We start from the raw sequence: 14313 nt of genomic DNA on the forward strand, positions 1-14313 counted from the left end.
TGCTTATAGACGCTTTAAGCTAGTGCTCATAGTACGTGTATGGTAAAGCACTAAAAAAATACTTGTCAGGTGGCTTTGTGAAACTCGGGGTTTCTAACATGAAAAAATAGCTTCCTTTGAGATGTTTTTTATAGTGGCATGATAAACTCAAACGCTGCATTATAAATGACTAAAGGAGTAAGTTTTTTGTCTGAATTAAAAACAGCTGGGCTTTTTGCCATTACTGCACTAGCAGAGATTGTAGGTTGCTATTTGCCATACTTATGGCTAAGAGAGGGTAAGTCAATATGGCTTCTTGTCCCCAGTGCGCTTAGTTTGGTTGCTTTTGTATGGTTACTGACTTTACATCCAACCGCTGTTGGCAGAGTTTATGCCGCTTATGGTGGTGTGTATGTAACGATGGCAATTCTATGGTTATGGGCTATTGATGGTATTCGACCAACGACATGGGACATATTAGGTACGTTAGTAGCACTTCTAGGCATGGCTATTATTATGTTTGCACCGCGCAACACATAGGTTGTAACTCTGGGGAGGCAACTATTTTTGTTCCTTAATCAATTAATAGACTATTCAAAACAAACCACTGTACTAGAACCATCTATATTAGACTGCCAAGATCATCACATCTACCAAGGCTAGTTATGATCATATAAATACTCGACGCAGAAACTATAGGATTTGATGAACCATACATAACTGAGAATGCCTACTCCATTATTGACATACAAATACGCTTACTGATAATTAAGAGTTAGTAGCAGCCCTACTTATTTCACTTTATCAGTATTATGATTTAATAAGCTAGTTAGAGTTAGATTTTGCGACAATTGGATTTTGCTCATAATATGATATGAATGACCCAATAATCACTAGTAGTATGATTGTTTATCCCAACCATATACCGTATCTACAGAACGTAAATACTCTTTTACCTTCGGAGAAAGTCTATCGAGAGGATTACCAGTAAGATTTATACATCTCAAATTATTCAGCTGTGTAAAATTATCTGGTAGGTTTCTAAGATTACAATAAACAAGCTCAAGCTTAGCGAGATTATTAAGCTCACCAATACTATTAGGCAGCTTGCCCAATTTACAATAACTGATGAAAAACTCAGTCAGGCTCTTAAGTTGCCCTATGTTTTCAGGCAGCTCTTTAAGACTACAATGGTTAATATAAAGCTTCTCTAGATTAGCAAGTTGACCTACGCTATCAGGTAGCTTATCAAACTTACCATGACTAATAAAAAGCTCAGTTAAGCTCGTAAGCTGCCCTATGCTATCAGGTAGGACTTCAAGCTTGGAGTGATTAAAATTGAGCTTAGTTAAGCTCGTAAGCTGTCCGATGCTGTCAGGCAACACTCTAAATTTACAGTTAATAATATTCAGCTCAGCAAGGTTGAGGAGATGTCCAAAGCTATCGGGTAGCCCTGTCAGTTCAAGGTGAAGCAGGTCAAGGTGAGTTAAGCTCAAAAGCTGGCCTATGCTATCAGGTAGCGCTTTGAGCTCACAATGAGTAATAAAAAGCTCTGTAAGATTGCTTAGTTGTCCAATGCTGGCAGGCAACTCTTTAATACTACAACGATTAATATAGAGCTTTTCGAGGCGAGTGAGCTGTCCAATACTATTGGGTAAGTCTTTAAGATCACAGTTAATAAGATCAAGCTCATTTAAATTTTTGAGTTGCCCTATGCTGTTAGGCAAGTGCTTAAGCGGACAATAACTAATAAAAAGCTTAGCGAGGTTAATAAGCTGCCCTATGTTGTCAGGCAGATGTTCAATCTCACAGTGAACCAGATCAAGTACCGTAAGCTTAGTAAGCTGTCCTACGCTCCCAGGTAGATAACGAAGTTTACAGCGACCAATAAACATCTTAGTAAGGTTATGAAGTTGTCCAATACTATCAGGTAGCGCTTCGAGCTCACTTTCATCAATGAAAAGCTCAGTGAGATGACTCATCTGGCTGATGCTATCAGGTAATGTGACAAGTTTAGAGTGACTAATAGACAGTTTGGTTAGGTTAGTGAGCTTACCGATATTGGGCGGTAGCTGGCTTGAAGATATGCCACTGATAGTTATATCTACTAGATTTGTAAGCTTGGTGAGCTCATCGGGTAGATAGGCTATTCTATAGACGTCTCTTGAGTGCTGCTCATCGAGTTCAGGCTCTACGATCTCTAGCTTTTTTAGGGCTAGCAATGGCTCTTTGTCACGAGGAATTTCAGAGTCCTTAAGCTCAAACTCATCTGCCCACGCCCATATTTTCTTAATCCAGTTGTCATCAGTATTTAACGTTTTATTAGAAGTATCAGACTGATGAATGTCTTGTTGGTCTTTATTGTTTGGATTCATAGCTTTATTCCTTATAACAACTTTAACTATTTTTTCTGAGTCAGAGTAGTATCGGTATCCTGACATGAGTTATGGATCTCAGCGCGACCTATAGTTGAGAGAGCTTGTAGCTAACTTGAGAGAGGTTTTTTACCACTCATGACCTGAAGAACAAAGCTTCCAGAGGCTGTGATCAGTAGGAAACCGTGAAAGGCTTCCATCGCGGCCATAAATCGTAGATGTCCAGTAGGCATGAGATCGCCTCGCCCAAGCGTTGTGAAGTTAACTAGCGAGAAGTAAAAGTAGTCCATAAAATTAAGGGAGCTACTATCGCTAGATGAGGACGATACGAGGTTACCGATTTCAAAGCCTTAAACAGCAATCCAAAAGCCAGCAGCGTAAAGCAAGGCCTCGAACGTGTGAGCAATTACAATTGAGCCGACTGCGACTCCAAGGCAATGTCCTATATGGCGAGACGGCGTCACAAACTGTGACGAGAGTTTTAATGCGCCGTAATGTATTGCTGTGCAGACAGCGATCAGAATTGCTGCCATTATAATTGCCAGAATCACTTTTTATCCTTTTTGAGGAAGGAACGACATTAAAGGAAGATTACCCTATTTATTTTAACTAATCCTGTATAATTTTTTCACTATAGCTAACGACTACGCATAAGCACTAGAGTCTATTCAGATAGGTCATTACGCAGTCATTTGAATCAGTCAGCATATGTAGTAACAATCCTAGACCAATTATTCTATAGGGCTTTGGTAGAAATAGCATAGCCGCATAAACTGCCATTGCATAGTAAGTATGTAATGGATGAAAATTAATACTACAGCGATCAGGTAAGAAAACAGGTGTTGCTAGCAAGTGATCTAAATCTACCAGCATGGTTGCTAAAAGAATCAAATATACTCGTTTGTAATCATCACGAAAAAAAGTATAGGCAATAATCAACGGCATGCCAAAATGCAGGAAGTAGTGGATAACGGTTTGGATCATCATCTTTCCAATTCAGCATGATGTTTTATTGATAAGTTGGTATGCAGAATAATTAAACTAGTAAACGTTACTTAAGAAGCCAAAGCTACATGTTCATGCTATGTTCAGACTTGAAAAACAGGCGCAAAGCCACCCCCTGGTGTGCGAAAGTTAGTCGCTTGGCCTTGATAGATACGCCCAGCAGTTAGTAGCAGCTGTCCTGCATAGGTATAAAGACGTATATCTACCTTTCTAGTCGTCACCACATCATCAATCTTTATTGATCGCTCTGTAGCAGGGATAAAGGTCTGCGCAATATAGCTTTCATCTAAAATAGTCTCGAATACGCGGCGGGTAATCTTGCTGCCACGGTAAACGCCCTTACTACCATAACCAGCTACTGGCTTAAAAAACAATTGTCTCCGAGTACGCCATAATTCTGCTGCATCCTCTTTTGTAACCATTCTGGTAGTTGGTACTGACTTTTTTAGATATTCTGCATCATCATCACCTAGTCCCCACGACTGCAAAGTTTGCGTATCGGATAGTAAAGTCAGGTTGCGCTTATTAGCGAATATAGCATGGGCATGCGGATTGGGGGTTACTACTACCGCACCCTCTAAATAGGCACTTTTAAGCACGGCGTGGTTGGGGTTTTCAAAGGCGAAATCGACTAACCGATTATAGATCATATCAATGGGCTTGCTATGAGCTGTCAGTACACCATCAGCATAGTTAAGCTCAGACGGATCGAGTATAACGGTATCAATGCCTTTAGCTTGAAGTAGTTGGCAGGCCAGCTGAAACTCCAAATACATGAACTGGCTTTTGGGCTCATTATCCACAATAGCAATGCGATTGGGCATGCTAGTTGCCGATTGTCGCTGCCATTCTTGTATGAACATATTAGCGACCGCTTCTTCAAACCCATCAAGCATTTTAGTAGTAGCAACACTTTGCTCTGAGGGGCGACAGCAGTGTTTTTGTGCGCGGGCAAGTGCTACGTTTAAAAATGCGCCTCCAGCATTGGTATTGATCTCAATAAGCTTGGGGTCATCGCTCCCTAAGTGAAAGTCATAACCCATAAAGACCCCTATTGGCCCCGGATCGAAAGCCGCGATATTGGGTGCCCACGACAGTACTTGCTGTTGATATGACGGTAGTCTAGCAGTCGACTCAATAGCTGCGATGATTCGCACCATTGCTTCTATCTCTGTCTTAGGGACAAACACCGGTGTCGCTGAAAACAGCTTATTAAGCTCATTGGCTCCTAGTGGATTATCTCTTGTGTTTACTAATTGATCTTGCAGGCTGTTATTAAGCGCTTTACGATCTAAAGTACGGCAATAGCACTCTTGATTAAGCTGATTTGCCAGATTATCATTCGTTTTGTTTTTATTATTAATTAGGGATTCCATTTAAATCTCATTACTAAGTTGAATGTACTGATAGGGTTTAGGGGACAGCCAAAATAAAAAAAGTGTCTTAAATGTTTAAGATAAGGTTATTTTTATAGTTACTTTACGAAATAGTCATTTTGCAAGATACTTAATTTGCAATATATCTAGTTTATAAATTAGCTACTTTGCAAGGTTATACGGTTTTACGCTCTTCTTTAATGAGTACTTTCGCTAAAAACAAACCTAACTCGAACAGTAGCCACATTGGAATCGCGAGCAATAGCATTGACACCCCATCGGGCGGTGTGACTACCGCTGACACAGCAAAACAACCGACGATGATATATCGGCGCTTACTCTCTAGACTCTGAGTGGATATGATACCGACCATTATCAATAATAAAGTAACCACTGGAATCTCAAAAGTGAGTCCAAATACCATAAATAACTTTAGCGCAAAGCTTAAATAACTGTCGATATCGGTCATAGGTATAACGTTTTGCGGAGCGAATAAAATAAAGAACTTCAATACGCCTTTGAGTACCACAAAGTAGGCAAAAGCGACACCAGAATAAAATAGGAATATCGAAGATATCAGCACTGGAATAGTGATTTTTTTCTCTTTTTTATATAATCCAGGCGCTATAAATGACCAAATTTGATACAGAATATACGGCATCACTACAAAGGCAGCAACGAAAATCGTCAAGCGAATAGGTGCCATAAAGTTCGAGGTAATATCAGTAGCAATCATAGTCGAATTCGCAGGCAGCTGCGCAACCAGAGGGTCTGATAAAAGATTGTAGAGCTCACGCGAAAACCCTACCAATGCTAAGAAGACGATCAAAACGGCTACGCATATTTTGATGAGATGCTTGCGTAATTCAATCAAATGCTCAGTAATAGGCATGTCGCTAAGCGCATTCAGCACATTATCAGTCTCAACATTATGGGTAGCATCTGACGCCTTAGCATCTGTATTTGCTAACTTTCTTTGGCGACTTTTTTGGCGCTTAAATAAGCTCATTTATCCCCCTTCTCTATAGCTGAAGAAGAGGAAGTATCTGGCTGATGATTTTGCTGCTGAGGAGTGTTTGACTGATAGGAAGTATCTAAGCTTTGGTTTTGCGAGTTTTCAAACTTATCCATACTACCGCGCATCTCGGCTAACTCACGCCGCATGTCTGTCTCAGTCTGACGAATCTTTGCCAGCTCATCTTGCATCTGTTTCCGTGTCTCAGCCAAATCAAGCTCAGACTCTATATCAGACTGTAAGGTTGAAATCGTGCGACGCAATTTGGCATACCATTGCCCAGCGGTACGTGCAGCTTGTGGTAGTTTTTCTGGGCCCAAGACAATTAAAGCGATGACTCCAAATAACAGTAATTCGGAAAATCCAATATCAAACATAATGGGCAAATATATTAGTTAGTAGATTATTAAATACGGTTAGCGAAATACCTCAAGCTCTACACTTTGTTGTTATCATCAGCGATAACAGGCCTAACTTCTAAATCATCAGCCTGAGTGCTGCCCCTAGTATTTAGGCTATTAGTATCTAGGTTATTAGTACTTAAGCTGTTAGTATTTAAATCATTATTTACAGTTGAAGTAGTGGCTTCATGGCTAAGTGCTCGATTCTTGCAGGCATGTTCAGTTTCTTCATCTTTGACCGCTTCTTTAAAGCCCTTTACCGCACCGCCTAAATCTTTACCCGCATTTTTAAGCTTGGCAGTACCAAACACCACTACTACGACTACTAATAAAATCAGCCAATGCGTAATAGAAAAGCTACCCATAATATTATCCTTATTCCTAGTTTTTAAAATGCTCTATACTCGTCGTTGTGCTTTAGCTTTAGTGGTCAATTTATAACATTTACATTACAAATCTAGCCGACGTAATCTAAGCGCATTACCAATCACCGATACTGACGATAAGCTCATCGCCGCTGCTGCTATCATCGGGCTTAGTAGTAAACCAAAGGCAGGATAAAGCACACCTGCAGCTATCGGTACGCCAATAGCGTTATAGATAAAGGCAAAGAACAAATTCTGTCTAATATTACGCATGGTTGAATGGCTGAGCTTATAGGCTTTGGCAATGCCCATCAGATCGCCTTTAACCAAAGTAATGCTGGCGCTTTCCATCGCCACATCGGTCCCAGTACCCATAGCGATACCGACATTAGCCTGTGCTAGCGCTGGTGCGTCATTGATGCCATCGCCTGCCATAGCGACCAATTTACCGCTATCTTGCATCTCTTTGACAATACGGTTTTTATCTTCTGGTGACACATCGGCATGGACTTCATCAATGCCTAATTTATTAGCGACTGCTTGTGCAGTTTTTTCATTATCACCCGTTAGCATGACAACTTTTAGACCCGCGTCATGTAGCAGTTTTATGGCATCGGCAGTGCTGGGTTTGATGGGATCAGCAACTGATATTATCCCAGCAGCCCTACCGTCTATAGCGACAAACATCACCGTTTCGCCATCTTTTCGACGAATATCAGCTTTGCTTAATAATTCACTATCGAAACTGTTTAAGCTTTGCATTAGTTTTGAGTTACCAATAGCGACTTGTTTGCCATTAACTGTAGCTTGTACGCCTTCACCCGTTGTTGAATTAAAGTCAGTAGCTTTGGGAATAATAAGTGCTTTGTCCTCAGCCGCTCTAACGATAGCTTCTGCTAAAGGGTGTTCGCTAGCAGTCTCTACTGCGGCTACTAAGGCCAAAAACTCATCTTTATCCTGCCCTGCCAGCGCGTCGATCGCGGTCAGCTCAGGCTTACCAGCCGTCAGCGTTCCTGTTTTATCAACGACGATAGTATCGACTTTTTCCATACTCTCAAGCGCTTCAGCATTTTTGATAAGGACGCCATTTTGCGCGCCTTTGCCAGTGCCAACCATAATGGACATGGGCGTCGCCAATCCAAGCGCACAAGGGCAAGCTATAATGAGTACCGCGATAGCGTTAACTATCGCGAACGCCATCGCGGGAGTGGGTCCAAAAATTGCCCAAACGATAAAGGTTATAACTGAACAGATAAGTACAATCGGCACAAACCAACCCGCTACTTGGTCGACTATTTTTTGTATTGGCGCACGGCTACGCTGAGCTTCAGCGACCATTTGTACGATTTTGGATAATACGGTATCGTCGCCGACATTGACCGCTTCGATTAATAAAGTGCCCGTACCATTAACAGTACCACCAGTAACCGGATCGCCAGTCACTTTAGCAACAGCAAGCGGCTCACCCGTGACCATCGACTCATCAACATTACTACTACCCTCGATGACGGTGCCATCTACGGGTAGTTTTTCGCCGGGTTTGACGCGCAGTTTATCGCCACTGACCACTTCTTCTAAAGGAACTTCTACCTCAGCGCCGTTTTTATCCACTCGCCTCGCGGTTGGCGGAGCCAGCTCAAGTAACGCTCGAATCGCGCCTGAAGTTTGACTTCTGGCTTTTAACTCCAACACTTGGCCTAACAGCACTAAAGTAGTGATAACTGCGGCAGCTTCATAATAAACCCCAACTTGACCCGCCGAGTCTCTAAAGCTATTGGGGAAAATATCAGGAAAGAAAGTTGCCACAATACTAAATCCATAAGCGGCGCCAACACCTATGGCAATTAAAGTGAACATATTAAGGTTGCGGCTTTTTATCGACTGCCAACCGCGCACGAAGAATGGCGCTGCGCCCCAAACGACAACAGGAGTTGCGAGCGCCAGTTGTATCCACTGCGCTACTTGTGATGAGATATCATACTCACCGATAGTGTGCAGATTAATCCCAACCATATCGCTCATGGCATACAAGAATAGTGGGATAGTCAAAACCGTACAGATCCAGAACCGACGTATCATATCATCGAGCTCTGAGGTATCCTCTTCACCGACAGTAATCGTTTCGGGCTCTAACCCCATACCGCAAATCGGACAGCCACTATTCTCAACGTCTCTGACTTCAGGATGCATAGGACAGGTATAGACCGTACCATCATAATTAGCGGGTACTTTATCGTATTTGCCGCCTTTGACTGATTTTACTTCGCCGCTTTTAGTATGATTTCCATGACAATGCGCATGAATGTCTTCATTGTTGCTTGCTTGATCATCTCTTAAACTAGCGACCTCATTTTCAGGTTTAAGAAACATACCGCATATTGGACAGTCGCTTTTTTCAGTATCTCTAACCTCGGAGTGCATAGGACAAATGTAAATCGTACCATCATAATCTGCTGGCACTTTATTGTAATTGCTGCCCTCGATGACTTTTGCTTCGGCGTTGCTGTTATTAGTTGAATTGGCGCTGTGACCCTGTGTATGGTTGTCTTTATCATCGCTTGAGTTAGCTACTTCGTCTTCATGTTTAAGAAACATGCCACATATCGGACAATCACTAGCTTCAACATCACGAACCTCAGGATGCATGGGGCAGATATAGACTGTACCTTGATAATTTTTGGGTACTTTGTCGTACTGACCATCTTTTACAGATTTTGACATCGTCTATTACTCCCTTACTTTTAACTTCTAACTTTAATATTTAATGATTATTATTATGTTAGTGTTAACAGATTAATTATTGACAACTAAGTATAGGATTTAAGCAACTATCAAAACTTAATTTGGTTTACGCAAATACTTAAAAAGAGCCATAACAGCTAATACTAATAGAGCGAGAAACAATAGCGCGATGACGACGCAGATAATCATCATGCCCTAACCCATACCCTGCATCATTGATCCATTCATCATGCCATGCATCACAAGAATTACTCCTTACTTTTTAGTACTTACTCCAAGTCATCAATCAGCTGCTGCATTTCACCGATTTCACGTCTTTGGGCTTCGATAATTTCATCAGCCAATTGACGTACACGTGGGTCTTCAATATCAGCACGCTCACTAGTTAAGATAGCAATAGAGTGATGCGGAATCATCGCTTGCATCCAGTCAACTTGGTCGACCGTTTGTTGCGAGCGTACACCCCAAAGACCAAAGGCAAATAAAACTACGCTAACCCCATAAACCATCAAGTTTATTTTGGTCTTTTTATACATATTAGTCATAAAGGCGAGCATAATTATGGCCATTACAGCACCCATGTATAGAGCCATATAGGCGCGGGTTTCACTAAAGTAGATGTGATCCCACTGATACGTATTGAAATACATCATGATAAACATCACCACTGTGGATGTTAAAATCATTAGGGTAAATTTCACATATGGATTCATCTGATTTTTGTTGTTATTCATATTATCCCCCTATAAAAATATGTTATTAATTCCTTTATCAACTCACAATGTACAATCTTAGAACCAAAACATCACACCAGCAGTCAGACTATTAGAATCAACGTCTTCGTCCTCTTGACGACGTAAGTCTCGCGCATCACCCAAGGCGCTCTCGTAGCTGAAACCAACATAAGGCGCTAGCTGACGACTGAATGTCTCATAAGCCAGCCTAACTTCAGCTTCAAACTCATTAAATCCTTTAGTAATACCGTTATCGGTATCATCTTTACTAAAGGCAGTCAGCTCCAGCTCTGGTCTGACCATCCAACGCTGATCTAAGCGCCACTCGTACGCTGCCCCAAGATCAAGCTGGACTTGACCATCAGTATATAGATAAGCTCTTGCGTCAGTCTCAACGAAGTACGGCGCCGTACCAGCAATGCCTGCCATGATTGCGGACTTATCGTTTTCAGTATTATAAGCAATACCCGCTTCTCCATTCCAGAAGATACCGAGCGGCTTCCAATAAGCGAGTGAGCTTAGACTATCGATCTCTTTATCATCGTTAGTTTGAGCACTACCTTCACTGCGTAGAGTGACACGATTACTATCAGTACCGTACCAGCCTTCAGCTTCAAAATCGATTTGGTCATTCTCAAACTGATAGCCCAAAGTTTCTACTGACACACCCCATAACGGTAAGCTACCCATCATTACCGGTTTACCATACTGTCCATAGTCAACACCATTTGAGTAGTCGGGACTACGAGCATTAGGAGGTGGTTCGCCGCCTTGCATTCCAGACATATCCATATTCATACTGCTATGATCCATACCTGACATGTCCATACTACTGTGATCCATACCTGACATGTCCATACTACTGTGATCCATACTCGACATATCCATATCTGACATATCCATGCCACTGTGATCCATGTTCGACATGTCCATATTCGACATATCCATGCCACTATGATCCATATTCGACATGTCCATATCTGACATATCCATGCCACTGTGATCCATATTCGACATGTCCATATCTGACATATCCATGCCACTGTGATCCATGTTCGACATGTCCATATTCGACATATCCATGTTGCCGTGATCCATATTCGACATCTCAGCAGCGTTTGCTACAGGTGACAGTAATAACAGCAAAGATGATATGCCAATAAACGGTAGACCTACTTTATACATTTTCATAATAAGGCTCATATTTAAAGGGTTAAATGACGGCAACTTCTCGAAACATGCCCGCTTCCATGTGATACAGCAGATGGCAATGCCAAGCCCAGCGCCCCGCCTCACCTGTGACATCGAAACTAATCTTTTGCGCTGGCTGCACCATTATCGTATGTTTGCGAACTTGAAAATCGCCATCAGGCGCGCGCAAATCGCTCCACATACCATGCAGATGCATAGGGTGGTTCATCATAGTGTCATTGACTAAGGTAATACGCACACGCTCGCCCGGTTTGATATTAACAGGCGGTGCGTCCTTAAACATAATACCGTCTAACGCCCAGATATAGCGCTCCATATTACCTGTCAGATGTATTTCAATCTCTCTGGTAGGTTTGCGCTGCTCGGCCATTATTTCATTGCCAACAGAATGCAGTTGGTTATAAGTTAAAACCTTACGATTAATATCACGCAAATTAATCCCCGGATCATCGAGATTCATCCGTGGACTATCGACGCGCATATCTGTCTTAAAGTCATATTCGGTCTTAGCATGACGGGAATCATAGCCATTAGCACCCATAGCCCCCATCATGTCGGACATAGTTAGCCACTCAACATCATCCATAGCAGGTATGGCAGCGCGAGCGCCTCTTTTAGTGGCAAGCGTGGTTGCGACAAAGCCGGTGCGATCGATGTTTTGGGCAAATATGGTATGCGCGTCACGGGTTGGGGTGACGATGACGTCATAAGTCTCAGCCACACCGATGCGAAAATCATCGACATCAACGGGCGCGACATCATTACCATCGGTGCCGACCACTTTTATTTTGAGCCCTGGAATGCGCACATCAAATATGGTCTGCGCGGAGCCATTGATAAAGCGTAGTTTGACCGGCTGACCGGCTTTGACCAATTGCGACCAGTTAGCCGCTGTCGTTTTACCATTCATAAGATAAGTAAACGTGGTCTCACCAGATAAATCAGTAAAATCAGTCGGCATCATGCGCATCTGGTTCCACATTTTACGCTTATCATAAGCGGCTTCTAAATCCGTTGCTGCAATATCAGATAACAGTTTTTTAAAATCTGGCAAATGGTAATTATCAAAGTCAGCACGCTGCTTAAGCAGTTTTAGCAGATTATGCGGATCGCGATGCGTCCAATCACTAAGCAGGATAACGTGATCTTCCTCGATAGGGTAGCGTTCGCGCCCTTTAGGTTCAATCACAATAGCCCCCCGCATACCGGTCTGCTCTTGGAAGCCAGTATGCGAGTGATACCAATAAGTGCCTGACTGTGTCAGTTTAAATTTGTACGTGAAGGTGCTACCCGCAGGAATACCATCAAAGCTGATACCCGGTACGCCATCCATCTCAAACGGCACTAAGAGGCCATGCCAGTGAATAGAGGTCGACTCATTCAGCTGATTATGGACTCGAATGGTGACCGTATCGCCTTCTTGCATCTTAAGCGTTGGTGCAGGCAGTGAGTCATTTATCAGCGTTGCCATGCTTGACTTGCCGTTGACCGTTATCATCTTCTCACTGACATAAAGATCAAATTCATTACCCGTTAGTATAGGTACAATGTGATCGGCTCTATCACTATTGACTACAACATTTTGGCTTTTAGTTAAAGCACTATTAGCCATCGTCGGTAGTGTGGATAGCATCGACGCGCCGAGCAAGGTGGATGACCCTGTCAAAAAACGCCTGCGGTTAAATCTGTTTTTATTCATAATATTGCCCTAAGTTAATCCATGAAATGAGAGTTGAACTTATATATCTGATAACTTATTAATAGAACTACATCTGCTGCGCTGGCGACTCAATAGCCGCATACACTTGAGTGCTGCCATCCTTGTTCAATTGCATGACTTTATAGGGCATAAATTTATCTTGATATTCCATGCCCGGACTACCAACTGGCATACTCGGTACCGCAAGACCGATGGAATCAGTTGGCGGATTCGCTAGAAACTGTGCCATGTATTTGGCAGGAACGTGACCTTCAAAAACATAACCATTAGTAGTGACGGTGGTATGACAAGAGCGCATTTGCTGCGGGACACCGTAACGCTCTTTAAATAAAGATAAATCTGTAACGTCTTGCGCAGTTGCGCTTAGACCATGACCTTCGGCATAGCCTACCCATTCTTTGCAGCAGCCACAATTAGCATCTTTGTAAACTGTAGCCGAGACGTTTTGTAGAATTGTCGACCCAGTACCTGAATTAGCACTGACAGACATCATTTGCGGTTGTGGTTGCTCTATTTGAGCACTTTTGGTGGCAAACGCTGGCTCAGTTTGAGTAGAATTTGAAACACTAGTATCGGGCTGACTACAAGCCATTACTGTTGACGTTGCTACTAGTAAAAGAGCAGAAGCTGATACCTTTTTATGTCCATTGCCCATTATATTTATATAGCGTCTCATAACTTACTCCTAAGCGTCTGCTTATCTGTTGAACCTTCTAAAGATTTATACCCTATAACTAAGTGTAGTATAGGCAAAGTTTAAATCCCAAAAGGCAGCACTATTTAGCACTGCGCTTTTATAAAGGAATATGGAAGAATTAATGCTGCATTCCAGCTCCACCTTCTGACATATCCATCATGTCATCATCCAGTCTAGTGGTTAGCATGGTATACTGATTCTCATTTAACTCAGGTAGTGATCTAATAAAAGCGACCATTGCCCACATTCTATCGTCGTCATGAGAAGCACCCCATGCTGGCATGCCTGATGCCATAATACCGTGCTTAATCGCCCAAAAACTTTGCTGAGCTCCTGCATCCGTTTTATAACGATCAACTACTTGCGCATTAGTGAAATTAGGTGGCTTAGGGTATAGGCTCTCACTAAAATCAGTGCTCTCTACCCCAGGAGACAAATGGCAGCCTGCGCACATATCTTTGTAATCGGCACCGCCTGAGCTAATCATCTCTACTTTTTCTAAATCTGGAACAATAATGTCCTTGCTAGCGTAGGCTATTGAACGGGTGCGAGCCGTCTCCAAGAAATTATAAACCAATGGACTATGTCCTTGATCAGCGCCAATATTAATGACACCACTCATAACCACAGTAAAGACACCAACAATAGCGACCACGACAGTGAAAAGTACTCCTAGTAAAAACTTCATGGGT

General features: G+C 42.4%; 13 protein-coding genes and 1 pseudogene. 1 reads left to right on the top strand and 13 read right to left on the bottom strand.

Translation table 11 applies throughout. The features are described 5' to 3' along the window. Positions 1-186: 186 nt before the first annotated feature. On the top strand, positions 187-519 hold the full coding sequence (locus JIE71_RS07925; RefSeq protein WP_199508196.1) for a YnfA family protein: 333 nt from the start codon (positions 187-189) through the stop codon (positions 517-519). 353 nt (positions 520-872) lie between these two features. Here the strand turns inward: JIE71_RS07925 and JIE71_RS07930 are convergent, their stop codons facing one another. The 13 genes and pseudogenes from JIE71_RS07930 to JIE71_RS07985 all read right to left on the bottom strand — a co-directional run bounded on the left by JIE71_RS07930 (position 873) and on the right by JIE71_RS07985 (position 14309). Continuing rightward, positions 873-2354 carry a leucine-rich repeat domain-containing protein gene (locus JIE71_RS07930; RefSeq protein ID WP_199508197.1) on the bottom strand — a complete coding sequence of 494 codons (1482 nt, stop codon included), beginning with the start codon at positions 2352-2354 and terminating at the stop codon, positions 873-875. Between the two features lie 110 nt (positions 2355-2464). Then, positions 2465-2695, bottom strand: coding sequence for an ion channel (locus JIE71_RS12560; protein ID WP_416232024.1), 231 nt, complete (start codon positions 2693-2695; stop codon positions 2465-2467). A gap of 316 nt (positions 2696-3011) precedes the next feature. After that, a complete protein-coding gene (locus tag JIE71_RS12430; protein WP_226945081.1) occupies positions 3012-3341 on the bottom strand; it encodes a DUF6122 family protein in 330 nt (109 codons plus the stop codon). 101 nt (positions 3342-3442) lie between these two features. After that, complete coding sequence (locus JIE71_RS07940; RefSeq protein ID WP_199508199.1) at positions 3443-4735, bottom strand: hypothetical protein; 1293 nt, start codon at positions 4733-4735, stop codon at positions 3443-3445. 175 nt (positions 4736-4910) lie between these two features. Further along, the gene (gene tatC, locus JIE71_RS07945) at positions 4911-5744 is read right to left on the bottom strand and encodes a twin-arginine translocase subunit TatC (RefSeq protein ID WP_198336786.1); all 834 of its coding nucleotides are present in this window, start codon (positions 5742-5744) and stop codon (positions 4911-4913) included. Beyond that, a complete protein-coding gene (locus JIE71_RS07950) occupies positions 5741-6070 on the bottom strand; it encodes a twin-arginine translocase subunit TatB (protein WP_416232022.1) in 330 nt (109 codons plus the stop codon). The genes tatC and JIE71_RS07950 overlap by 4 nt, the downstream gene beginning before the upstream one ends. Before the next feature lie 284 nt (positions 6071-6354). After that, positions 6355-6516: pseudogene (tatA, locus tag JIE71_RS07955) on the bottom strand (Sec-independent protein translocase subunit TatA); the annotation flags it as partial. Between the two features lie 84 nt (positions 6517-6600). Further along, positions 6601-9237 carry a copper-transporting P-type ATPase gene (locus JIE71_RS07960; RefSeq protein ID WP_199508200.1) on the bottom strand — a complete coding sequence of 879 codons (2637 nt, stop codon included), beginning with the start codon at positions 9235-9237 and terminating at the stop codon, positions 6601-6603. 290 nt (positions 9238-9527) lie between these two features. Beyond that, the gene (locus tag JIE71_RS07965) at positions 9528-9992 is read right to left on the bottom strand and encodes a DUF305 domain-containing protein (RefSeq protein WP_226945083.1); all 465 of its coding nucleotides are present in this window, start codon (positions 9990-9992) and stop codon (positions 9528-9530) included. 57 nt (positions 9993-10049) lie between these two features. Next, positions 10050-11183: a copper resistance protein B gene (locus JIE71_RS07970; RefSeq protein WP_199508201.1), complete on the bottom strand. Its 1134-nt coding sequence runs from the start codon at positions 11181-11183 to the stop codon at positions 10050-10052. A gap of 22 nt (positions 11184-11205) precedes the next feature. After that, the gene (locus JIE71_RS07975; protein WP_198334103.1) at positions 11206-12903 is read right to left on the bottom strand and encodes a copper resistance system multicopper oxidase; all 1698 of its coding nucleotides are present in this window, start codon (positions 12901-12903) and stop codon (positions 11206-11208) included. 67 nt (positions 12904-12970) lie between these two features. Beyond that, complete coding sequence (locus JIE71_RS07980; protein WP_071001781.1) at positions 12971-13600, bottom strand: DUF411 domain-containing protein; 630 nt, start codon at positions 13598-13600, stop codon at positions 12971-12973. A 139-nt stretch (positions 13601-13739) separates the two neighbouring features. Further along, the gene (locus tag JIE71_RS07985) at positions 13740-14309 is read right to left on the bottom strand and encodes a c-type cytochrome (protein WP_199508202.1); all 570 of its coding nucleotides are present in this window, start codon (positions 14307-14309) and stop codon (positions 13740-13742) included. Positions 14310-14313 lie beyond the last annotated feature (4 nt).

Origin of the sequence: Psychrobacter sp. bablab_jr014, assembly GCF_016464015.1 — a bacterium.
In the GTDB taxonomy this organism is placed as follows: Bacteria; Pseudomonadota; Gammaproteobacteria; order Pseudomonadales; family Moraxellaceae; genus Psychrobacter.